Raw genomic sequence first — 24836 nt, 5'->3', positions numbered from 1 at the left:
TTAAGTTTTATTTAAAGATTAAAACGGAACATCATCATCACTCGGTCCAAAAGCATCTTCTGGTGAAGCAAAGTTACTAGACGCTACTTCATCATTAAACCCTGAGTTCATACTCGATTGGAATTCACTACTAAATCCTTCTTCTAAATCTGAGAATTTTGCCAAGTGTCCTGTAAACTTCAAACGAATATTATCTAATCCACCATTACGGTGTTTTGCTACAATAAACTCTCCTTGTCCTTCACATGGTGAGTGATCATCATCATCCCATTCTGTCATTCCATAGTATTCAGGACGATAAATAAACGATACAATATCGGCATCCTGCTCAATCGCTCCAGATTCACGAAGATCGGATAGCAACGGACGCTTACTACCTCCACGGGTTTCAACCGCACGCGATAACTGAGAAAGAGCAATTACAGGTACATTTAATTCTTTTCCTAATGCTTTTAAGTTACGCGAAATCGTCGAAATTTCTTGTTCACGGTTACCTCCTGCTCCACCTGCTGTCATTAACTGTAAGTAATCAATAATTAAGATTTTAACTCCGTGTTGCGACACTAAACGACGTGCTTTTGCACGTAAATCAAAGATTGATAGTGCAGGTGTATCATCAATAAAAATAGGTGCATCAGAAAGTTTTTTCACCTTCACGTTTAACTGCTCCCATTCGTGTGGTTCCAAGTTTCCTTTACGTAATTTTTCAGAAGTTAATCCTGTTTCCGAAGAAATCATACGGGTAATTAACTGTACCGATGACATCTCTAGTGAGAATAATGCTACTGGGTGTCCAAAATCAATCGCCATATTTTTTGCCATCGATATTACGAAAGCGGTTTTACCCATACCGGGACGTGCTGCAATAATGATTAAATCGGTAGGTTGCCAACCTGAGGTTAATGCATCTAGTTTGGTAAATCCTGTTGCCAAACCACTCATCCCCTCTTTGGTTGATATTTCTTGAATTTTATTAATCGATTGTTGTACTAACGAATCGGCTCTTTCGGCTCCTTTTTTAAGGTTTCCTTGTGTTACTTCAAATAATTTTCCTTCGGCATCATCTAACAAATCAAAAACATCAACAGTTTCATCATATGCATTTTCAATAATTTCTGAAGAAATGGTAATTAGTTTACGTTGAATAAACTTTTCTAGGATAATTCTAGAGTGAAATTCAATATGAGCAGATGAGGCTACTTTTTGAGTTAACCCAATTAAGTAAAAATCTCCTCCTGCTAAATCTAGTTTTCCATTTTTCTTTAATTGATTTGATACAGAAAGTAAATCAATTGGCTCTGAGTTTTGGAAAAGCTCATAAATAGCTGCATAAATTTCTTGATGCCTTTTATCATAAAAAGCATCTGGATGTAAGATATCAATTACTTCATCAATCCCTTTTTTATCAATCATCATAGCACCCAAAACAGCCTCTTCTAACTCTAAAGCCTGCGGTGGTAACTTTCCTTTTTCTAAGCTTATAATTCTAGCTTTATCTATTTTTGTTCCTTTGAGAGATTGGGTTCTTTCCATAACAGCAAAAGTAAATTTTTAAGATGATATTTTTAGAGACTATGCTCAATTTTCTTTATGCACATTTTTTGTAAATAAACTGTTATTAACTTGTTGATAACGTTACAACTTTCTTATTTTTGGAGGCATGCGTAACCTAAAAAAATATTTTTTTGTTGCTTTATTTTTACCTGTTCAAGTAATTTTTGTGCTTTTTATTAGCCAAAAACCACAGTGGATTGAGTTTTATTATAGTAATGGAATTTACCCATATATTTCACAATTCTTTCGAACTATTTTAGGATGGATTCCTTTTTCTGTTGGGGATATAATTGGTTTTGGTTTGCTTTATCTTTTATTAAAATCTATCTATTATTTAATTAAAAAAAGGTTTCAAAACTTCCTTCCTAAGTTAGTAAAATTTATTGCAATTCTATCTATTATTTATTTTTGTTTTTATGCTTTTTGGGGATTGAATTATTTTAGACAACCTTTAGCTGAGAATCTTGGACTAAAACAATCTACCTATACAACTGATGAGTTAATTTCAACTACTAAACATATTGTAACAGAACTAAACAAAATTCATTTACAAATAACAAAAAATGATTCTATTTCTGTAATAGTTCCATATTCTCAAAAAGAGATTTATAACTTAGCTCCAAACGGGTTCCAAGAACTCTCAAAAATATATCCTCAACTGGCTTATCAAACTTCCTCTGTTAAAAGTTCATTAGTTAGTTTGTTTCAGTCTTATAATGGAACTTCAGGATATTTAAACCCAATAACAGGAGAAGCGCAAGTAAACAACATGATTCCTAAAACTGGTTATCCAGCAACGACCTGCCATGAAATGGCACATCAAATTGGTTGGGCAGCTGAGAATGACGCTAATTTTGTGAGTTTTTTAGCTTCAATAGCCAATAAAGACTTATATTTTAAGTATTCTGGCTACCGTATGGCTTATAACTATTGTATAGGTCAAGTTTATAAAAGAAATAAAGAATTGGGTAAAGAAATAGCTAAAACTGTAAACAAAGGTATTTATAAAGATTATAAGGCTACCTACTTACACTGGAAACAGTTTAAAAATCCTATAGAACCTTATTTAAAGAAAGGGTATAACTCTTATCTTAAAGCTAATAATCAATCTAAAGGGATTCAATCGTATAGTTATGTTGTTGATTTGTTAATTGCTTATTTTAAAAAGAATGTTTCCTAAAAATTTCATCTTGTTTCAATTGACAAAATACATTTGAAATGGCTATTTTTGATGCTTTAAAAATACTACGATGAACAAACAACATATAATCGACCGATTTGTAAAGTATGTAACTATTGATACTGAAAGTGATCCTAATAACCCAGCATTTCCTAGTACTGAAAAACAATGGAATTTAGCGAAGATTCTTGAAAAAGAACTTAAGGAAATAGGAATGGAAGATGTTGAATTAGATGAGAATTGCTATTTAATGGCAACGTTACCTAGTAATTTAGATTATGAAGTACCAACTATTGGTTTTGTTGCTCATATTGATACTAGTCCAGACTTTACTGGAGCTAATGTAAAGCCTCAAATTCATGAGAATTACGACGGAAAAGACATCTTATTAAACAAAGAAAAGAACATCGTTTTATCTCCTGATTATTTTGAAGATTTATTACAATATAAAGGTCAAACTATTATTACTACAGACGGTACTACTTTATTAGGTGCTGATGATAAAGCTGGTGTTACTGAAATTGTTTCTGCAATGGAGTACTTAATCCAACACCCAGAAATTAAGCATGGTAAAATCCGTATTTGCTTTACTCCTGATGAAGAAGTTGGTAAAGGAGCTCACATGTTTGATGTAGAAAAGTTTGGAGCTGAGTGGGCTTATACTATGGACGGAAGTCAAATTGGTGAGTTAGAATACGAAAACTTTAATGCTGCTGGTGCTACAGTTACTATTCAAGGTAAAATTGTACACCCTGGGTATGCTAAAGGTAAAATGATTAATTCAATGCTTATTGCTAGTGAGTTTATCAATGCTTTACCTGAAGATGAAGTTCCTGAAAGAACAACTGGTTATGAAGGTTTCTTCCACTTACATCATATGGAAGGTAAAGTTGAACAAACTACGTTGAGTTACATTATTAGAGATCATGATATGGATCAATTCAACAACCGCAAAAAAGCAATGTTAGATTTAGCTGAAGTTTTGAATGCTAAACGTGGACAAAAACTAGTTTCTGTTGAGATTAAAGATCAATATTTTAACATGAAGGAAAAAGTTACCCCTGTAATGCACATTGTTGATATTGCTGAAGAGGTAATGAAAGACATGGGAATTACTCCGTTAATTAAACCTATCCGTGGTGGTACTGACGGTTCTCAATTATCATACAAAGGCTTACCATGCCCTAACATTTTTGCTGGTGGACACAACTTTCATGGACGTTATGAATATGTTCCTGCTGAAAGTATTGTTAAAGCTAGTGAAGTAATTGTTGGAATTGCTCAAAAAGTAGCTGTAAAGTTTAATTAATTTTACACACAACATATATAAAATCAAAAACTCTAGCTTCCGCTAGAGTTTTTTTATGATATTTTTACCCCTTAAAAAAAATATCATTCTGTTTGAAATAAATCCCCTTAATTTTATTTCATGGCAAATATGATTCTTTTTAAAGGATTATATTATAGGAAAATTCCCTTTTGCCTAGACGTAAAACCCCTAATTTTACAAAAAAACACAAATTTGTAAATTTCTTTCATTTTATTTTTTGTAATCAGTCACCTCTATACTTTTGCCGATAAATATTAAAGTAAATGAATAGACAAGACCTTTTAAAGCTAGCTGATAAGTATCAGTCACCTTTGTATGTTTACGACACTGAAAAAATTATTTCTCAGTATAAAAAGATAACATCTGCTTTTTCAAAAGTTAAAAATGTAAAGATTAATTATGCAGTTAAGGCATTATCAAACATTAATATCTTAAAGGTTTTCAATAAGCTTAACAGTGGTTTGGATACAGTTTCTATTCAAGAAGTTAAACTTGGTTTATTAGCAGGTTTTGAACCTCATGAAATTATATATACACCTAATGGAGTTTCACTACAAGAAATAGAAGAAGTAGCTAAATTAGGGGTTCAAATTAATATTGATAACTTATCTATTTTAGAGTTATTCGGACAAAAACACCCAAAAATTCCTGTTTGTATTCGTATCAACCCGCATGTAATGGCTGGTGGAAACAGTAAAATATCTGTAGGTCATATCGATTCTAAGTTTGGAATTTCAATTCATCAAGTACCTCATATAAAAAGAGTTGTTGAAAATACAGGAATGCATATTAATGGAATACATATGCATACTGGTTCTGATATTTTAGATATTGATACTTTTTTAAGAGCTACAGAAATTTTATTTGATACAGCAAGACAATTCAAAGATATTGACTTTATTGATTTTGGTAGTGGGTTTAAAGTTCCTTACAAAAAAGATGATATTTCAACTGATATAAATGAATTAGGTAAAAAATTATCTACACGATTTAATGAATTTTGCAAAAACTACGGCAAGGAAGTTACGCTAATGTTTGAGCCTGGAAAATTTTTAGTGAGTGAGGCTGGATATTTTTTAGCTAAAGTGAATGTTATTAAACAAACAACTTCTACAGTTTTTGCTGGTATTGATAGTGGCTTGAATCACTTAATCCGCCCTATGTTTTACAATTCTTATCATTACATAGAAAACCTATCTAACCCAAAAGGAAGAGAACGTTTTTATAGTATCGTTGGATATATTTGTGAAAATGACACCTTTGGTTCTAATAGAAGAATCAACGAAATATCTGAAGACGATATATTATGTTTCCATAATGCAGGTGCTTATTGTTTTTCTATGGCTTCAAATTATAATTCAAGGTTTAGACCCGCTGAAGTTATGATTTACAAAGGAAAAGATTATTTGATTAGGAAAAGGGAAACTATGGAAGATATTCTTAAGAATCAAGAAAGCGTTACACTATAATAAAACACTTAAAAACTCTGACCTTAGTAAGGCCAGAGTTTTTTTAAAATATAATCAACCCCTCAAAGACTATATTTTAAAACGTTGTAATTAAAGTCCCCTATCTTTATTTACATCTACAAATATCACTTATTTATTTCAAAATTTTCACAGGAAAAACACCCTTTATTATAAAATTTTTAACTAAAAAACAAAAAAACCACTCAGAAAATGAGTGGTTTTATAAATTTTAATTCGTCTTTTTTTAAAATATATAACGCAGACCTATTTGCATTTGCCAACGAGAAAGTAAACTAGAATCGAAACCAAATGTCTGTTCTTGATTGGTACTAAATGTATAAGTAGGTGCTTCAGAATAATCTGGCACATAATTAGCAGGATCTGTATTCATAGGATCTACATCAGGGAATCTTACACCTAAAGGTTGTACGTTATTAGGTTGTTGTACTACTCCCCAATCTGAGTTAATTAAATTACCTACATTTAAAATATCAAGACTTAACTGTATTGTATTTTGCTTTTCAGCAGATACGTTAAAATTAAAGTCTTGTAATATTTTTAAATCCCATTTACCTCTCCATGGTGCCAAAGCTCCATAACGTTCAACGTACTGCCCTCTTCTTTCACTTAGATAATCATCTTGTTGTATATAGCTTTCAAAAGCAGCTGCGTGAGCAGGATTACTAAATTGCATTTGATTAAGTTCTGAACTAGTTGGAACGTATAATAAATCATTTACAGCTGACCCATCATTATTAATATCTCCTCCATAAGTGTAATTAAACCTTCCTCCTTGCGCATATTCAAAAAATGTAGAAATAGTTGTAGCAAACTTATCTCCTCCATAAGTGAACTTCTTAGACGCTACACCAATAATTCTATGAGTGTCACCATATTTAGAATATGATAAAACATCATTATTAGCATTTCCTACTACTGGATTAAAAGCAAAAGCATCTCCTGTAATTTCTGCTTCAATAGAGTTTACATCTTTAGCATTTAAGTAATTATAGGCAACGCTTGTATACAACCCATTATCAAAAGTTTTTTGAAGTTTTAGAGAAGCATTCCATACACGACCTTTATCTGAATTTGTAAATACATAAGCATTATTTCCTTTATCGCTTCCATCATATATTTCTCTACTATCAAATGGTGTATTTAAAGTTGCACTAGGTTCTCTTAATCCCCAGTTTTGTACATGAGCACCATTAATGTCTTTTGTATAAGAAATGTCTGTAGTTGCTATAATTCCGTTTTCAAATTTCCAATCTAAACCTAAGTTTGTTCTCCATACTTGAGGAAACTTAAAATCTGGATCAACTAATTGGAAGAAACCATCGTCTGCTCCACTTACTTGGTTTCCAATCCACACGAAAGGTAAGCGTCCTGTAAACACACCTGAACCTCCACGAAGTTGCATTGTATTATTTCCTTTTACATCCCAGTTAAAACCTACTCTTGGTGAAATCAACCATTGGTTTGTAGGCATCTTGGTTGAAAGCAACTGTTGCTCTTCTCCTGTATTTGGGTTGTAATACAGTACAGAATTATCTCTAGTCGCTCCATTATCGGTATCAATAAATTTCTGAATTAAACTAGAAGTATTAAAATACAATGGTTTATCAAAACGAACTCCGTAAGTTAACTTAAACTTATCATTCATTTCCCATTCATCTTGTACATAAAATGCTAATTGACCTACATTTAGTTCAGATAATTTCCAACCGCCATCATTTCCGTCTCCATTTGCATTAAATGAATCGTAAGCATTTTGAGTAGCTGCTAAATATTGCTCTACTACCCCTCCTGGTTGTGCAGCTGATAAAAAAGTTGCTACATCTGGGTAAGGACTAAACAACCCGTAGTATGGGAAAATTCCAAAATTAAAGGACTCGTAATTTGTTAAATTGAATGAGTTTTCAAATTCAAATTGTTCAAATGAAAAACCAACAGTGTACGTATGATCTCCCTTATAAAAGTTCATGTTGTTTGTCAACTGAAAAACTCGTTGATCTAACTTGTTATTGATAGAAAATGGTTCATGACCAGCTATAATATAATTACTACCATTACCATCTTGTATGGTAATTACTGGAGCAGGTGCAGATAAAGGATTTCTAAAATCATCAAAATGTGTATAACCTATTTGCAGTTTATTGGTTGTTGTTTCTGATAAGTTAGAGTTTAATTCTAATTGGAAGGAATTTAAGTTGTTATTAATTTCATACCCTGAATTTTCAAACTGTAATGTAGAAAAACTTGGACCTCTAATTCCCAAAGCTGTTGGGTGTGCAGGAGTTTCTTTTGAAGCTCTTAAGAAATTATAAATTAATGCTAATCTATTTTTATCATTGATATTCCAATCTAATTTAAAAATTCCTTTAGTAGATTCAGAACCATAAGTAAAACCTTCATAAGCTCCCGTATCATATCCTAAAGCAGACAAAGCATCACGAACAGCTATCATATCTGATTCTAATACTCTAGATTCATTAACTGCTCCACTACCTGTATTTGGTATCCAACCTGCTGTACCTAAATCTTCTCTATCATCTTTTTCAAAATTTGCAAAAAAGAACAATTTATCCTTAATAATTGGTCCTCCTAAGCTTGCTCCATATTGGCTTTGACTTAATTTTGGTTTTACAACTTCTTGACCTTTAATTTTACCTCCTGTCATATCTTGGTTTCTGTAAAAACCATAAACAGTACCTTTAAATTCGTTAGTACCACTTTTTGTTACTGCATCTACCGAAGCCCCAGTAAACCCAGATAAAGTAACATCGTATGGTGCTGTAGAAACCGAAATTTGTTCAATTGCGTCTAACGATATTGGTTGTGATCCTGTTTGTCCTCCTGGTGTTGGTGAATCTAAACCAAAAGGGTTATTAAAAATAGATCCGTCTAATGAAAAGTTATTGAATTGATCGTTTCTTCCTCCAAATGAATTTCCACTCGCAGTTGGTTCTAAACGGGTAAAATCTGCAGCAGAACGTGATATAGTTGGTAAGGTTTTTAACTGAACAGCACTTACACTAGTTTGTGCCCCTGTTCTATCATTATTAAAAACTTTACTTCTTGTTGTTGATATAACAACTTCTTCTAATTGCTCTCCATCCTCAGACAAAACACCATCAATATTAGTTGTTTTACCTAAAGTTAAATATACATTGGTTACTTCTTGTGATTCAAACCCAATATAGCTAAATGTTACTTTATAAGGGCCTCCAACTCTTAAGTTAGGTATGGTGTATCTTCCATTATCTTGAGCTACGGCTCCAGATATGGTACCTGTTGGCTCATGCAAAACAACAATGTTAGCACCAAACAAAGGTTCTCCCTGATTGTCTGTTACAGTTCCTTTTATTTTTGATGTGGTTACCTGGGAATAAATGGATAAACTCAAAAAAACAAAAGAAAAAATTATTAATTTCTTCATAATAGTTCTGATTTTGTTTATGTTATACTTCAAATTTAAGCATAAAAAAAATCCGCTCGACCGAGCGGATTTATACTTTATTAACATGTATTTAACAATTTAGTTACTATTCAGCAACTACTTCAAATACGATGTCAGCAACAACAGTTCTGTGTAAACGTACAGCAGCGTTGTATTTTCCTAATCTTTTTACGTTACCTCCAGTAACTTTGATAAATTTCTTATCCACTTCAGTACCTGCCTTTGCTAAAGCTGCAGCAACATCAATGTTGTTTACTGATCCAAATAATTTATCTCCTGAACCTACTTTAGAAGCTATCTTGATTTCATAACCTTTAATAGTTTCAGCTACTTTGTTAGCGTCTTCTATTAATTTAGCTTCTTTAAAAGCACGTTGCTTTAAGTTTTCTGCTAATACTTTTTTAGCTGAAGAAGTAGCTAAAATTGCATATCCTTGAGGTATTAGGTAATTACGTCCGTAACCATTCTTAACAGTTACAACATCGTCTTTAAAACCTAAGTTTTCTACGTCTTGTTTTAATATCAATTCCATGTTTCTACTTCTTTATTATTTTAACATATCTCCAACGTAAGGCATTAAAGCTAAGTGACGAGCTCTTTTAATAGCTTGAGCCACTTTACGTTGATATTTTAATGATGTTCCTGTTAAACGTCTTGGTAAAATTTTACCTTGTTCGTTTACTAAATACATTAAGAAGTCTGCATCTTTGTAATCGATGTATTTAATACCGTTTTTCTTGAAACGACAGTATTTAGCTTCCTTTTTAGTTTCGATATCAAGCGGAGTTAAGTAACGTACTTCTCCTTGCTTGTTTCCTTTTGCTTGTTGTTCTATAGATGCCATTTCTTACTTTTTTGCAGATTTAACACGGTTTCTTCTCTTTTCAGCCCAAGCTGCAGCATGCTTATCTAACTTTACAGTTAAATAACGCATAACGCTATCGTCACGTCTAAACTCTAATTCAAACGGAGCAATTGCATCACCTGCTACTTTGTACTCAAATAAGTGGTAAAATCCACTTTTTTTCTTTTCGATTGGATAAGCTAATTTTTTTAAGCCCCAATCTTCTTTAGAAATCATTTCTGCACCTTTAGAAAGTAAATAGTCCTCAAACTTTTTTACTGCTTCCTTTATCTGAGTTTCAGATAAAACGGGATTCAAAATGAAAACAGTTTCGTAATGATTCATAATTAAATTATTTAAAATTTATTTTTAAGCCTGCAAATATACTGCTTTTTAATCCATAAACAAACTCTATTACTTAAATAATTTAATGATTTTGTGTAAGTTTGTGACTAAACACTCTTTTTTATGCAAATCCCTGAAATTCCTAATTTAGTTCATTATGCTATTCCTTTTTTTATTTTAACTGTTATTATTGAAGTAATATTAACCGTTAAAGTAAAATTAGAAGATTATGAGTTTAAAGATGCTGCTACATCCATAACTATGGGGTTAGGGAATGTTTTTATAGGGTTATTTACCAAAGGATTAATATTTGGAGTGTTTTTATTTCTTTATCAATATCGCCTATTTACTATTCCGTTTACTTGGTGGTCTTGGTTTATTTTATTGTTTGCTGAAGACTTTGCGTACTACTGGAACCATAGAATTGCACATGAAAGTAGACTCTTTTGGGCTAGCCACGTGGTTCATCATTCTTCAACAAAATACAATTTAAGTACTGCTTTGCGTCAAACTTGGTCAGGAAGTTTTTACACGTTCATATTTTGGGCACCATTGGCCATCATAGGATTTCATCCATTAATGATTGTAACTCAAATGAGCATTAGTTTGTTATATCAATACTGGATTCATACTGAGCTTATTGACAAAATGCCTAAATGGTTTGAAGCTATTTTTAATACTCCAAGTCATCATAGAGTTCATCATGCTACGAATCCTCAGTATCTGGATAGAAATCATGCAGGAATCTTTATTATTTGGGATAAACTTTTTGGAACTTTTGAACCTGAAATAGAAAAACCAGTGTACGGTTTAGTTAAAAATATAAATACGTATAACCCAATTAAAGTGGCTTTTATTGAATGGTATAATATGTTCAATGATGTTTTTACTAGTAAAACTACGTTAGGAAAAAGGTTATTGTACTTTTTTAAACCTCCTGGTTGGAAACATGATGGTACCGGAAAACTTTCAATGCATTTGCGTAAAGAATGGGAGGAAAATAAAAAAGGAGAAGTTTAAACTTCTCCTTTTTTATTGGTACCGCCAAAAGGAAATAATCCTCAAAAGCTAGCCTCAATGTAGTTTACTAATTAATATCAAATCGAAGACCTAATGAAATATTTCTTGTATCTGTATTTTTAAACAATGGATTTAAATCATATTTAGCATATAATCCAATACCTTGGTAAGCAACATAAGCACTTAATCCGTAGTTATATTTGTTCATATTAAAATTATTCTTCTGAACTTCTTCAACTGTAACTCCTTGAGCATTTTTATATTCTAAATATTGACGAGTTCCTAATTTAAAACCGAAGAAACCACCTACTCCAACTTGAAAACTTTGATGTGTTCTATCTACAATTTCTCCATCAGAATATTTTTTATTTTTTGAAAAATCGAATTCTAAATGCATCGGAAACGTCATTTGTACATGTCGTAACCTACTTTCAGAAAGCTGTTCTGGATGAATACTTAAGTTTGTTTCATTTTCATTAACTATATGATATTGATTGTTTTTAGCTCTTAAGTTGTTCCACAGAAAAGAGAAACCGTATTTAAAATATGCTTTTGATGGTTCTTTTGCTAACCGTGTTTTCCATGTAAAACCTAACTCATAAAAATGTGATTGCCAAAATTTGTAGTCTGAATCGTCTAAAGAACTTAGTTTATTATCTGTTAATGTATTATTTGCTCCTAAAGCAAAAACAAATTGTGTTGTGGTTCTTTTTCTTCTTCTTTTCTTTTCTCTTTCAACTTCATCTTCTTCATCGTCAGAAAAGTTTAGTCTGAACTTAAATTTCGCTATTTCAAAAGTTTGCTCTCGTGATTCTTCTTCATTACTAAATATTTTACCATCAATTTTGTCTTGTACAAGTTGTTGTAGTTTTTGTTCCTGAAAACTAACTTTTTTCTCTATTTGAGCTGCATGGTAGGCTGCTGCCTCTTTTTTCAGTATCGCAGCTTCATCAAATGTTATTTTATTCTTTTCTAATTTTGTATTAATCTCTTTTACTCTAATCTTTAAAGAGTCTTTTTGCTGCTTAGTAATACTATCAATACTCATTGATATTTTCTTTACTTCTTTTTCAAATACTTTTTCTTGAGATTGGGCAATAGTTGTTATAAACAACACTAATAATAGTATTCTTTTCATTTTAATAATTTTAAATTAAACTGATAATAATTAGGAATGGTTAATTATCGATAATTAATAAGCGCTTTATTTATTTCTATCAACAATTGCTACCGCAATGTCTGATATTTTTGATTTTAATTTTTGCATAAAGTCTCCTTTAAACTCTTCATCATCAATCGTTCTTTCAACTTCAGCTAAAATGATATTTGGATCTATTTTTAAGTTTGACTTTTTCAGTTCATCTTCAATAGTTTTTAACACATCTTCTCGCTTTACTTTATTTCTCGCATAGTATTCTTTAACCTCTTCAGAACTATGTGTTACTGCAAATAGTAAGTCATCACTATTCACTCTAACTCTTGAATTAAACTCTTTCTTTTTTGTTACTATTGGCTTATCTAACTTTGCTACTACCTCCTCTTCTTTTGGTTGTTCTTCATTTTGGATATTTTTAAAGACTATATCTTTTTCTTTTAAGGTAGAATTCTTAGTTGTAGTAATCTTTTTCTTCTTTTTAAGCAATTGCTTTTCTTGTTCATTTTCTTCTGCCTCCACAACAGCTTCCTCAGTATTTCTAAGGAAATTTTCTATTCCTTTATTATTAATTTTTAGTGTATCAATTGGAATATCAACTATAACTTCTTCTATCTTTTCTTTTGACTCTGAATCTGTAAAATAGAAAGCTACAAAGCTTATTAACAAAGCCAAACTAGCTGCATAACCTACATATAAAACCCAGTTTCTTTTCTTTGTTGCCTCCTGATTATCTAATTGAGTTTCTAACCTTTCCCATGCTGAATTAGATGGTTTTAGTTCTCTGTTTTTTAGCTTTTCTGCTATATGTTTGTCTATATTATTGCTTGACATTTCTTACTTGATTAATTTTCTCGTAGCTTGCTTGTAAACATTTACGAGCTTTAAATAATTGTGACTTAGAGGTACTTTCAGAAATTTGTAATTTTTCTGCAATCTCTGAATGTTTATATCCTTCAATAGCATATAAATTAAAAACTAACTTATATCCTTCAGGTAATTCATCTATTAACTTTTGTATATCTTCTACCGATGTGTTTTCAAGACTTTCTGTTGCAGCATCATTAAAAACAAAGTCTTCATCTGATACTTGAACAGGATTCTTTTTTCGCAAATAACTTATACAGGTATTTACCATAATTCTACGAATCCAGCCTTCAAAGCTTCCATCTCCCTTAAATTTTTCAATATTGGTAAAAACTTTAAAAAAACCTTGCAACATTAAATCTTCTGCATGATGTAAATCTTTAACATACTGCCTACAAACTCCTAACATTTTTGGGGAGTGCTGCTCAAATATTAATTGTTGAGCTTCTCTACTCTGTTTCTTTGCTTGTTTTATAAGCGAAGCTTCTTTATTATGTAGTGAAATAATTTTCAAATCAATAGGTACGTTTTTATAGCCTTACAAATATAAAGACTACTGAATTTGAAAAAAGGTTGCCTGAAGAATAAAAAAACCTCCGAACTTTTTAAAAGACCGGAGGTTCAAATACCATAATTAAATGATATTTCAGGGGGACTAGCTCTTTTTGTGTCTCCTCTGAATTATGTTGCAAAGTTATACCATATTAACAAATATATTTACAGGAAAAAGCCTAGATGTTTATTTTTTATTTACCAACTTACTCCTGCTCCACCTCCACCTGAGCTACCACCTCCAAAACTTGAAGATGATGACGATGAGGATGACCATGAAGATCCTCCAGAACTAGAAGAACTACTACTTCTTTCTAATCTTGGAATTATTATTGTTTTACTTTCTTGATAGTTACAGTTTTTACATAAATAGTCTTCTTTTTTTTCGCCACTAGAGTCGTAAGTTGCTTTACGTATAATTTTCGTACTAATTCTTCCATAGGTTTTATAACCACATTTTTTACAATTAGAATACTTTCTACTAGAACCTTCATATTCTAAAATCAAAATATCACTTTCATCTTCTGTAACCCAGACATCATATTCTTTTGACTTAATTTTTTCTTCAAGAATTTGTGCTTTCTCTAAAAAACTGTTTTCACTCCATTCATCTTTTAAATAAAGTTGCTTTCCGTTCTTTTTACTAAAACGAGGAGAAAATCTATATCGTTTAAGCTTAGCTTTTACATATCTATTAATAAAATAAAGTGGTAATGGAAATAAAAAGAGTAAACAACCTAACCCTAGCTTACTCATATCTTGATATTTATCATAAAGATCTTCCTTAGATTTATCTATTGATTTAGCTTTTATACTAAACCAACCTCCTATAAATAAGCCAACTATTGAATAAAAAAGTAGGTATAAAAAAAGCGGATTCTTAAAAAAATTAGTTTCCTCTTCATTATAATAATTAATGTTCTGAGCATAAATTTCATCAATAACATCAGGTTTATTAATTATTTCTTCTACTCTAGAAACAGCAGATAGCAATCCTTTACCAAATTCTCCTTCTTTAAAATACGGTACAATCTCGTCTGTTCCTATTCTATGGCAAACAATATCAGTTAAAATAGGTTCTAACCCATACCCTACCTCAAATTCTGTTCTTCGTTGATCTATTACCGTTAAAATAAGTAACCCGTTATCGACTTCTTTATCGCCTATTGCCCATTCTTCAAATAATTTAACACCAAAATTTTTAGGTACTTCCTTTCCTATACTTTTAAGAATAACAACAGCTACTTGCGCTGTTGTATTTTGTTCTATTTCCCAAAGCTTTAAATTTAATTGTTGCTCTTCAATTTCATTTATATAGTTATTGGGGTCAGATATAAACCCATTAGCACCATTCTTTTTTGGGTTTGGAACTTCTTTAACCGAATAAACTTCTTTTTGAATATATTTTGGAGGAATAAAACTATCAGGATATGTTTTTTGAGTTTTTACTTCTTCTTCCTGAACCTCTTTTTCTTTTAAAATTGTAGTTTTATTTTCTTCATCAACAACTTCCTGAAAGCTATACGCTTGAAAAACAACAAATAACAACAGAAAATTTAATATGTACTTTTTCATCTTTTATATACTCTAAATTCTTTCTATTTTCTAGTATTTTTTACTTGCTTGTAAAAGTAACAAGTTTACAACAAACATTTCCCTACAAAACTTGCCCAATATAATTCTTTGTACTACTTTTATTATAAACCTAATGAGTAAAAGAGTTTTATTATATGAGTTATAATGCAACGATAGAAGAAGAAAACAAAGAGATAGCAAATAGGTATAAAAATTTATTAAAAGGTACATATCAAACATTATCAGAAGATGATAAAAAACTGATACGTAAAGCTTTTGATATTGCTGTAGAAGCACACTCTGAACAACGTAGAAAATCAGGGGAACCTTATATTTATCATCCTATAGCTGTAGCTAAAATAGTTGCAGACGAAATAGGTTTGGGGGCTACTTCTATTGCTGCTGCCTTACTACACGATGTTGTTGAAGATACGCACTATACCTTAGATGATATGGAGCGTTTGTTTGGAGAAAACATAGCTCGTATTGTAAGTGGGTTAACTAAAATATCAAACCTAAAGCAAGAACAAGACTACTCTATCCAAGCTGAGAATTTTAGAAAGATGTTACTCACACTACACGATGACGTTAGAGTAATACTTATTAAAATTGCTGATAGGTTACACAATATGCAAACTATGGATTCTATGCCTCCTCATAAGCAGGTAAAAATAGCATCTGAAACCTTGTATATATATGCTCCTCTTGCACATCGTTTAGGACTTTATAATATTAAAACTGAACTTGAAGATCTTGGTTTAAAATACACCGAACCTGATGTTTATAGAGATATTGCTAACAAAATAAAAGAAAGCAAAGAAGATCAACAAAAGTATATTGATAGCTTTACTAGTGTTTTAAAAGAAGCATTAAACAAAGAAGGTTTTGCTTATGAAATAAAAGGACGTTTTAAGTCTATTTTCTCTATTCGTAGAAAAATGCGTAAACAAAACGTAACTTTTGATGAAGTGTACGATAAGTTTGCTATTCGAATTATATATAAGCCTACTTCTGAAGATGAAAAGTTTGATGCTTGGAAAATTTATTCTATCGTTACAGACTTCTTTAAGCCAAACCCTGCTAGGTTAAGAGATTGGATTTCTCAACCAAAATCAACAGGATATGAGGCATTACACATAACAGTAATTGGACCTCAGGCAAAATGGGTAGAAGTTCAAATCCGCTCAGAAAGAATGGATGAAATAGCTGAAAAAGGTTATGCTGCTCATTTTAAATACAAACAAGGTTCTGTTAAGGAAAATGGCTTAGAAGGATGGTTAAATCGTTTAAAAGAGAGTTTAGAAAACCAGAGTTTAGACGCTGTAGATTTTGTTGAAGATTTTAAACTAAACCTTTATGCCAAAGAAATCTATGTATTTACTCCAAAAGGAGATTTAAAATCACTTCCTAAAGGAGCTTCAGCATTAGATTTTGCCTTTTCTGTACATACCGATGTTGGATTAAAGTGTCGTGGAGCAAAAGTAAACGGAAAACTAGTGCCGTTAAGTCACGAATTAAAAAGTGGAGATCAAGTAGAGGTACTTACCGCCTCTAACAACAAACCTAATGTGCGTTGGTTAGATTTTGTTATTACAGCTAGAGCCCGTGCTAAGATTAAATCGGCTTTAAAAGCAGAAGAAAAGAAAATAGCAGAAGAAGGAAAAGCTATTTTACAACGAAAGTTACGTCATTTAAAAATCAACTCAAATGAAAAAGTTATTCATGAGTTAGCTAGTTATTTTGGATTAAAAACTAGTTTCGACTTGTTTTATCGAGTTGGTAATGGTGCTATAGATAATACACAACTTAAAGACTTTGTTGCTCAGAGAAGTAATCGCTTTATGGGCTTCATTAAAAGTACTTTTAGGCGTTCTCCATCAAAAGAAATATCAGAAAAAGAAGAAGTTACTAATAAATACGATGCTTTAGTTTTTGGTAAAGAAGAGCAAACATTAGATTATACTTTAGCTAAATGCTGTTCTCCTATTCCTGGTGATAAAGTTTTTGGCTTTGTAACTATTAATGAAGGAATTAAGGTACATAAAAATGATTGCCCTAATGCTATTTCATTACAGTCTAACTACGCTTATAGAATTATGCCTGCCAAATGGATTGATTCTACCAAGCAAGAGTTTACAGCTATTTTACACCTTTCTGGTATGGATAATAAAGGAATTGTAAACAACATTACTAGAATAATTTCTAATAGTATGGATGTATTTATTCATAGTATTAATATTTCTGGAGACAATGGTGTTTTTGACGGAAAACTATCGTTAAGTGTAAAAAACAAGACTCAACTAGATAAATTAATTAATAACATGAAACAAGTGGAAGGCGTTCAAAAAGTTGAGCGTGTTAATACTTTGTAAATTTCGTTTTTAACATCCTTGTATTTTATCAAGAAATAAACGTAAATTTGTCCTTTCGTAAAATTTAAAAATAAATGAGTAATTCAGCCGAAAATCAAGAAATTGTAAAAAAAGTATTCACTTCTTTTTTAGAAGAGAATAAACACCGTAAAACACCTGAACGTTACGCTATTTTACAAGAGATTTACGATGCTGATGAGCATTTTGATATCGAATCTTTATACATTAAGATGAAAAACAAAAACTATCGTGTAAGTAGAGCTACGCTTTACAATACGATGGATTTATTGTTAGACTGTGGTTTGGTTCGTAAACATCAATTTGAAGGACAATCAATGGCGCGTTACGAAAAAAGTTATTTCGATAAAAATCACGATCATGTTATACTTACTGATAGTGGTGAAGTAAAAGAGTTTTGCGACCCAAGAATTCAAATTATTAAAAAAACAATTGAAGATGTTTTTGATATAGATATTCACAACCATTCACTTTATTTCTACGGAACAAAAAGAAACAACAAATAAAAACACACTTAACAACACACTAAATGGCAGTAGATTTATTACTCGGACTACAATGGGGAGACGAGGGAAAAGGTAAGATTGTAGACGTTTTAACAAAAAACTACGATATAATTGCACGTTTTCAAGGAGGTCCAAATGCTGGTCACACACTAATTTTTGATGGAAACAAGCATGTATTACATACTATTCCTTCAGGAATTTTCCATAAAACAGCTTTAAACGTAGTAGGTAACGGAGTGGTTATTGACCCTGTTATCTTTAAAAAAGAATTAGAAAATTTAGACAAACATAACATTGATTATACTTCTAAATTATTAATCTCTCGTAAAGCACATTTAATTTTACCAACACATCGATTATTAGATGCTGCTTCTGAAACTTCAAAAGGAAAAGCAAAAATCGGATCTACTTTAAAAGGAATTGGGCCTACTTATATGGACAAGACTGGTAGAAACGGAATGCGTGTTGGTGATTTAGAATTAGACAACTGGAAAGAAAAATATAGAGCTTTAACTGAAAAACATTTAAGTATGTTAGCATACTTTGATGTTCAAATCGATTATGATTTAGATGAGTTAGAAGCTGAGTTTTCTAGAGGAATTGAAAAATTAAAAACATTACAATTTATCGATTCTGAAGAGTTTTTAAACAAAGCTATCAAAGAAGGTAAAACTATTTTAGCTGAAGGAGCTCAAGGATCATTATTAGATATCGATTTTGGAACATACCCGTTCGTTACTTCTTCAAACACAACTGCTGCTGGTGCTTGTACTGGTTTAGGAGTTGCTCCTAATAGAATTGGTGAAGTTTTCGGTATTTTTAAAGCATACACTACTCGTGTAGGTTCTGGACCTTTCCCTACTGAATTATTTGACGAAGACGGAGCTACTATGGCTAAAGTTGGTCATGAATTTGGAGCTACAACAGGACGTGCTCGTCGTTGTGGATGGTTAGATTTAGTTGCATTAAAATATGCTGTTGATGTAAATGGTGTTACGCAATTAATGATGATGAAAGGTGATGTATTATCTGGTTTTGACACTTTAAAAGTTTGTACTTCTTACAACTATAAAGGAGAAGAAATTTCTCACTTACCTTATAATATTGAGCCAGAAAATGTAAGTGTAAACTATACTGAATTCAAAGGTTGGGAAGATGATTTAACAAAAATGACTTCTGCTGATGAATTACCTCAAAACTTATTAGACTACATCGCGTTTATTGAAAAAGAAACTGGTGTACCTGTAAAAATAGTTTCTGTAGGCCCTGATAGAAAACAAACAATTAATAGATAAAATTTAAAGGAGCTCAATTGAGCTCCTTTTTTATGATGGTAAAAGAATATTTAGAGAATATCACTACCCAATTTAAATCGTATAAAAAGGTAGCTGATAAAACGATTGCACTGCTAGAAGAAAAAGACTTACACTGGAAGTACAATGAAGAAAGTAATAGCATTGCTGCTATTATTGTACATGTATCTGAAAACATGTTATCTCGTTGGACAGACTTTTTTACTTCTGATGGAGAAAAAGATTGGAGAGATAGAGATGCTGAATTTGAAACTCATGATTTATCAAAAAAAGAATTGATTGCTCAATGGGAAAAGGGTTGGAACTGTCTTTTTTCTGCTTTAAACTCTTTAAATGAAGAAAATTTCAATCAACCTATTCTTATAAGGAATAAACAAGTTAAACTAATTGAAAGTATTACCAGACAAATAGCTCATTTTCCTTATCATATAGGTCAAATAGCTTATGTAGGTAAGATGATTTTAAACGACAAATGGCAAACTGCTTCAATAGCAAAAGGAAAATCAAAAGAGTTTATACAGGCTCAATTTGAAAAAAACAATTCATAAAAAAACGTCTTTTAGAAATTTCTAAAAGACGTTTTTAATAGGAAACATTTGGCAGCTTATTTTTTTACTGTTTCCAAAATACTTGCTACAGTTTCTTTATTGTCTACACCTAAACCTTCTTGTTGATGCACTAACTCCCCTTCCGGATTAAATACACTTATTATATTTGAGTGTGAAAAATCTAACGGAGAAATTTGTTTATATTTTACTGCCAATACATTTGCAAACTCTCTAACTGATTCTTCTGTACCTTGTAGAAAAGTCCAATGCTCATCATCCATATAATTTTCTTTAGCAAAAACTTTAAGTTTTTCTGGAGTATCATTTTTAGGATCAATACTGATTAAAACATATTGTAAATCACTATTGTACTTCTTTGGTATTTTAGCCTCAATATTACGCATATCAGCCACCAATCTTGGGCAAGCAGCTTTACAAGTAGTATAAATCATGACCATTACCAAAGTTTTTCCTCTTAAATCTTCTAAGTGAATACTTTTATTTTCTTCAGTTTTCCATTCTGATGTTAAATTGAATATAGAACTTTCAGAAATATCAGTGGCTAAAGCTATTTCTTTAGCCTCTTTTTGATCTTTTTGTGTTAAATCCATTTTACAAACTGGACAAACTCCTTCTTCAGTATACGTTTTATCTCCCTCACATAACATTGGGCATTCATATACTGTTGCTAAACTCATATTATTCTTTTCTTTTTTACATGAACTCAATAAAGTAATTGAGAAAAGAAGTATCGTTATATATTTTACTACTTTCATTGTGCTGTATCTTTATTTTTTACACATCTAAAACCCAAGTTTCGCATTGTGTATTTAGCTTTTAAGCTTCCACGAGTAGCATAACGCATAAAAGCTGCATAATTCATTAAATCTGTCGATCCTATTGCTGCACTTCCGCAAAACAAATTACTATCGTTATCAACGTCTTTTCTAGACTCTCCCGATACCAATACTGAATTAAAATTGGAAGTCCATTCCCAAACCAACCCGTGCATATCATAAACTCCCCAATAATTCTTAAATGTTGACCCTATAACATTATCGAAAGTTCTTGGTTTTTCATACCATCCTAAAATGTATTCATTATACATTTTTAAAGTTCTTGCATCGGGTAATTTCTGATTAGCCATTCCCACATATTCCCATTCATCCACAGTAGGTAATCTTTTTCCTTTACTTTCACAGTAACATTTAGCTGCAAACCATGAAACATTGGTTACCGGTGATTTTAAACTAAGCTTCTCTCCTATTTCTGTATCACTTTTCCAATTAATAAGATAACTTTTATCAGCAAACAGCTTAATTACTTTAGATTTTCTCCACTTCGGATTTTCTTTTACAAACTGTAAAAAATCTTCATTAGTTACAGGGTACACATCCATTAAAAAATCTTGAATCATAACTCTTGCTGAATCTCTACCGTACAAAGGAATATAACTTCCTCCTTTAATAGGAACCATTTTAGATTGACAATTCATATGGGAAATGCCTAAGAAAAATATACAAATTGTCAATCTTAAAATAGTTTTCATTTCTTTTAATTTTAAAGTTTAACTACGTTTTTAGTGGGCACTTTTTACTTCCATTACAGTATTTACACTAACATTGGTTTTATTATTGCCCCATGAGTTGTAAACATAAGTCAGTACATCTGCCACTTCTTGATCATTCAACGCTTGTTTAGTCATTACACTATTATATTTTTGACCATTTACGGTTATTTCTCCTGTTTTACCATGTAAAACAATATCGATAGCCCTCTTAACATCATCATTTAAGTAATCTGATTTTGCTAAAGGAGGAAATGCATTTGGAATTCCTTCTCCATTCGCTTGGTGACAAGCAAAACATGTTTTTGTATAAATTTGTTTACCATCAGCTATTTTTTGTGCTAATGATTTTTCTTGCTTAGAAGCAACAGCCTTTTCTTCTTTACCATTTGGCATTTCTTGAATTGTACCTCCTTCTGGGTTATAAATACCTTCTTGTTTTACTCCTGAATAAATCTTTTTACTCTCTTCTCCTTTTACCTTTAACATTCCTAAAGCACCTTTGTTAAAAGCTCTAAAAATAGCGTGATCTACTAAAATAAAAGTACCAGGAACGTCTACTTTAAAATCAACAATTGCTGCCCCACCTGCTGGTATTGAAGTTGTTTGAACATTTTTATTAATTACATCTCCTCCTTCTATATGCACATTGTCAAAAATTTCACCAATAACATGGAAAGATGATGTTAAATTAGGACCTCCATTACCTACAAATAAGCGTACTGTTTCTCCAACATTAGCAGTAATTGCATTATCTCCCGTTAAGGCTCCTACACTTCCATTAAACACTACATAATCCGCATCTTCGTCTACTGCTTTTCTCATATCAAAAGCTTGTAAACCCGGTTCTCCATTTTCTCCTTTTGTATAGAAGTCTCCTTGCATAATGTAATATTCCTTATCAACCTTTGGTAAACCTCCTTCTGGCTCTACTAAAATTAGTCCATACATTCCGTTAGCAATATGCATTCCCACAGGCGCAGTAGCACAGTGATATACATATAATCCAGGGTTTAATGTTTTAAATGAAAATGTTTTTTCATGACCTGGAGCTACAAATGATGACGTTGCTCCCCCACCTGGTCCAGTAACTGCATGTAAATCGATATTATGAGGTAACCTATTATCTGGATGATTTGATAGTGTAAACTCTACTTCATCTCCTACTCTAGTTCTTATAAAGCTTCCTGGAACAGAACCTCCAAACGTCCAATAAACATATTCTACACCATCAGTCATCGTCCCTTCTTTTTCAAGGATTTCCATATTAACCAGTAACTTTTTTGCGGATCTATTACCAACAGGCGCTGGAACATGAGGAGGAGCTGTTAATTCTGCTTCTATCGTTCCTTTAACTGCTATATCTGAAGCGCTCTTCATAGCTATACTTTCAGACTTTTCATTTTTACAACTAGCCATTAAAAACATAGCTGCTAAAATCATTGAAATTGTTTTCACTTGTTTCATCTCTCTTCTATTGATGTAGTTATTAATAATTTTACATAAAAGACTTTTTTATCTTTTATATAAGCAAAACTACTAAGAGAAAGGCTTTTGAAATATGACTTTTGTCATAAAAACAAAAAAAGGAGCTTTAAGCTCCTTTTAATTTATTTTTCTTTTAAAATTTCTTCTCCAAACTGATGACACAACTCTAGAGTTTCTTTAATATCGTCCATCGTTGTTTTTGGATTTATTAAACACATTCTCAATACTACTTGCTTATTTAAAATAGTAGTTACTAAAAATGCTTCTCTAGATTCCATTATCTTTTGAGAAATTTTCTGATTTAATTCATCAATCTCTTTTTCTGATAAGTTTAACCCGATAGGATTATATCTAAAATTAATTACTGCCAACGTAGCTGGTGAAATAATTTCCCAATTTCTACTTTTTCGTAACATTTTCTCTACATCATCTGCCAATTGGATATTGTAAGTAACAGCTTCTTTGAAAGCATCTAATCCATAGGTTTTGATGGACATATAAAATTTCAATGCTCTAAAACGTCTTGTTAATTGAATTCCATAATCGTAAAAGTTAATTTCAGATTCATTCCCTTCTATATCTCTTAAATATTCAGGTTTTTCACTAAAAGTACCACTTAACCAAGAAGCATCTTTTACTAATAAGCATCCTATTTCATAAGGTTGATAAAACCATTTATGCGGATCTACAGTAAGAGAGTCAGCTCTTTCAATTCCTCGTAAAGCTTTTGCTCCTTTTTCAGCTAAAATAGCCGCTCCACCATAAGCTCCGTCAATATGGAACCATAAATCTTCTTCTTCACATATATCTGCTATTTCGTCTAAAGGATCTACAGTACCTGTATTTGTTGTTCCTGCTGAAGCGATGTAACAAAATGGTTGTAACCCTTCTAATCGGTCTTTTGCTATAGCGTTCTTTAGTTTGTTAATACTAATTCTAAACTCTAAATCTGTAGGTAAAATTCGAATTTGTTCCTTTTTAAACCCTAAAACACGAATTGCTTTAATATTTGAAGAGTGTGCTTGATCAGACAAATAAATCACTGCTTTAGAAAAATCATCACCACATTTTAAGCGCCTAGCGGTAACTAGAGCTGTTAAGTTTGCCATAGAACCACCACTAGTAAAAATTCCTCCTCCTTTTTCAACAGGAAAATTATACATTTTTAGTAACCAATTCATCGTTACAATTTCTAACTCAGCTGCTGCTGGAGAAACCATCCATCCACCAGAAAAAATATTGAATCCAGTAGCCAAACTATCTGCCATAGTACTAATAAAGTTACTAGGTCCAGGTACAAATGAATAAGCTTTAGGGTGAGAAATAACCGTACTGTTTGGTATCACATTGTCCATCACAAAATCTAACACCTTTTCAGCAGACATTCCTTTATTTGGGGCTTCTTGTAAGAAAATACTATCCATTTCTTTTCTAGAAGCACTAGCCACAGGCTTTTTTTGCTCTAAAGTAGCCCAATGTTCTGCAATTATATCTACAATTTTATATCCGTAAGACTTCATCTCTTCTTTTGATAAATCAAAATGAGCGCTCATATCTTTATAATTTTTTAATTTGTTACAAAATTAACCATTTACTAAATGACAGCCTTTTATTTATCTTGATAATTTTATTTCTTTATTAAGATTTTGGCATATTCTTTTCATTATTTTTG

21 protein-coding genes are annotated in these 24836 nt (G+C 31.5%); 8 read left to right on the top strand and 13 right to left on the bottom strand.

Annotated features, from left to right (window positions below; translation table 11 throughout):
- Positions 1-18: 18 nt before the first annotated feature.
- Entirely contained in the window at positions 19-1533 is a 1515-nt protein-coding gene (gene dnaB / locus VCM48_RS01800) for a replicative DNA helicase (protein ID WP_047788883.1), read from the bottom strand.
- A gap of 127 nt (positions 1534-1660) precedes the next feature.
- Between dnaB and VCM48_RS01795 the strand changes: the two genes are divergently transcribed.
- From VCM48_RS01795 to lysA, 3 genes are all read left to right on the top strand, one after another.
- Positions 1661-2734, top strand: coding sequence for a DUF3810 domain-containing protein (locus VCM48_RS01795; RefSeq protein WP_482271394.1), 1074 nt, complete (start codon positions 1661-1663; stop codon positions 2732-2734).
- Between the two features lie 70 nt (positions 2735-2804).
- Positions 2805-4043 (top strand): peptidase T, encoded by a 1239-nt coding sequence (gene pepT / locus VCM48_RS01790; RefSeq protein WP_482271393.1) that lies wholly within the window; start codon positions 2805-2807, stop codon positions 4041-4043.
- A 284-nt stretch (positions 4044-4327) separates the two neighbouring features.
- A complete protein-coding gene (lysA, locus tag VCM48_RS01785) occupies positions 4328-5533 on the top strand; it encodes a diaminopimelate decarboxylase (RefSeq protein ID WP_274639810.1) in 1206 nt (401 codons plus the stop codon).
- A gap of 244 nt (positions 5534-5777) precedes the next feature.
- Here the strand turns inward: lysA and VCM48_RS01780 are convergent, their stop codons facing one another.
- The 4 genes from VCM48_RS01780 to rpsF form a co-directional block, all read right to left on the bottom strand.
- Entirely contained in the window at positions 5778-8975 is a 3198-nt protein-coding gene (locus VCM48_RS01780; RefSeq protein WP_274639809.1) for a TonB-dependent receptor, read from the bottom strand.
- Positions 8976-9081: 106 nt separating this feature from the next.
- Positions 9082-9528 (bottom strand): 50S ribosomal protein L9, encoded by a 447-nt coding sequence (gene rplI, locus VCM48_RS01775; RefSeq protein ID WP_047788887.1) that lies wholly within the window; start codon positions 9526-9528, stop codon positions 9082-9084.
- 15 nt (positions 9529-9543) lie between these two features.
- Positions 9544-9840: a 30S ribosomal protein S18 gene (rpsR, locus tag VCM48_RS01770; protein WP_028892048.1), complete on the bottom strand. Its 297-nt coding sequence runs from the start codon at positions 9838-9840 to the stop codon at positions 9544-9546.
- Positions 9841-9843: 3 nt separating this feature from the next.
- Positions 9844-10185: a 30S ribosomal protein S6 gene (gene rpsF / locus VCM48_RS01765; RefSeq protein ID WP_099214475.1), complete on the bottom strand. Its 342-nt coding sequence runs from the start codon at positions 10183-10185 to the stop codon at positions 9844-9846.
- 123 nt (positions 10186-10308) lie between these two features.
- Between rpsF and VCM48_RS01760 the strand changes: the two genes are divergently transcribed.
- The gene (locus VCM48_RS01760; protein ID WP_482271392.1) at positions 10309-11205 is read left to right on the top strand and encodes a sterol desaturase family protein; all 897 of its coding nucleotides are present in this window, start codon (positions 10309-10311) and stop codon (positions 11203-11205) included.
- Between the two features lie 67 nt (positions 11206-11272).
- Here the strand turns inward: VCM48_RS01760 and VCM48_RS01755 are convergent, their stop codons facing one another.
- The 4 genes from VCM48_RS01755 to VCM48_RS01740 all read right to left on the bottom strand — a co-directional run bounded on the left by VCM48_RS01755 (position 11273) and on the right by VCM48_RS01740 (position 15352).
- Positions 11273-12343 (bottom strand): hypothetical protein, encoded by a 1071-nt coding sequence (locus VCM48_RS01755; RefSeq protein ID WP_482271391.1) that lies wholly within the window; start codon positions 12341-12343, stop codon positions 11273-11275.
- A 66-nt stretch (positions 12344-12409) separates the two neighbouring features.
- Positions 12410-13192, bottom strand: a complete 783-nt coding sequence (locus VCM48_RS01750; protein ID WP_482271390.1) for a hypothetical protein — start codon at positions 13190-13192, stop codon at positions 12410-12412.
- A complete protein-coding gene (locus tag VCM48_RS01745; protein WP_440066555.1) occupies positions 13179-13739 on the bottom strand; it encodes an RNA polymerase sigma factor in 561 nt (186 codons plus the stop codon). Before VCM48_RS01745 ends, VCM48_RS01750 begins: the two co-directional genes overlap by 14 nt.
- A gap of 236 nt (positions 13740-13975) precedes the next feature.
- A complete protein-coding gene (locus VCM48_RS01740) occupies positions 13976-15352 on the bottom strand; it encodes a TPM domain-containing protein (RefSeq protein ID WP_482271389.1) in 1377 nt (458 codons plus the stop codon).
- Positions 15353-15507: 155 nt separating this feature from the next.
- Between VCM48_RS01740 and VCM48_RS01735 the strand changes: the two genes are divergently transcribed.
- The 4 genes from VCM48_RS01735 to VCM48_RS01720 all read left to right on the top strand — a co-directional run bounded on the left by VCM48_RS01735 (position 15508) and on the right by VCM48_RS01720 (position 20109).
- Positions 15508-17724 carry a RelA/SpoT family protein gene (locus tag VCM48_RS01735; RefSeq protein ID WP_440121480.1) on the top strand — a complete coding sequence of 739 codons (2217 nt, stop codon included), beginning with the start codon at positions 15508-15510 and terminating at the stop codon, positions 17722-17724.
- A gap of 74 nt (positions 17725-17798) precedes the next feature.
- A complete protein-coding gene (locus VCM48_RS01730; RefSeq protein WP_125067666.1) occupies positions 17799-18248 on the top strand; it encodes a Fur family transcriptional regulator in 450 nt (149 codons plus the stop codon).
- A 23-nt stretch (positions 18249-18271) separates the two neighbouring features.
- Entirely contained in the window at positions 18272-19543 is a 1272-nt protein-coding gene (locus VCM48_RS01725) for an adenylosuccinate synthase (RefSeq protein ID WP_440121479.1), read from the top strand.
- A 32-nt stretch (positions 19544-19575) separates the two neighbouring features.
- The gene (locus VCM48_RS01720; RefSeq protein ID WP_482271388.1) at positions 19576-20109 is read left to right on the top strand and encodes a DUF1572 family protein; all 534 of its coding nucleotides are present in this window, start codon (positions 19576-19578) and stop codon (positions 20107-20109) included.
- Between the two features lie 56 nt (positions 20110-20165).
- On the opposite strand, the gene VCM48_RS01715 is transcribed toward VCM48_RS01720, so the two are convergent.
- The 4 genes from VCM48_RS01715 to VCM48_RS01700 all read right to left on the bottom strand — a co-directional run bounded on the left by VCM48_RS01715 (position 20166) and on the right by VCM48_RS01700 (position 24717).
- Positions 20166-20885 (bottom strand): SCO family protein, encoded by a 720-nt coding sequence (locus VCM48_RS01715; RefSeq protein ID WP_440066546.1) that lies wholly within the window; start codon positions 20883-20885, stop codon positions 20166-20168.
- Positions 20882-21658, bottom strand: a complete 777-nt coding sequence (locus VCM48_RS01710) for a formylglycine-generating enzyme family protein (RefSeq protein WP_482271387.1) — start codon at positions 21656-21658, stop codon at positions 20882-20884. Before VCM48_RS01710 ends, VCM48_RS01715 begins: the two co-directional genes overlap by 4 nt.
- A gap of 30 nt (positions 21659-21688) precedes the next feature.
- Positions 21689-23143 carry a copper-containing nitrite reductase gene (nirK, locus tag VCM48_RS01705; protein ID WP_274639799.1) on the bottom strand — a complete coding sequence of 485 codons (1455 nt, stop codon included), beginning with the start codon at positions 23141-23143 and terminating at the stop codon, positions 21689-21691.
- A gap of 143 nt (positions 23144-23286) precedes the next feature.
- Complete coding sequence (locus VCM48_RS01700) at positions 23287-24717, bottom strand: pyridoxal phosphate-dependent decarboxylase family protein (RefSeq protein ID WP_482271386.1); 1431 nt, start codon at positions 24715-24717, stop codon at positions 23287-23289.
- Between the last annotated feature and the right edge of the window lie 119 nt (positions 24718-24836).

The organism is Tenacibaculum sp. DPLXC6, assembly GCF_056815515.1.
This window is presented reverse-complemented; position numbering and strand designations above follow the sequence as displayed.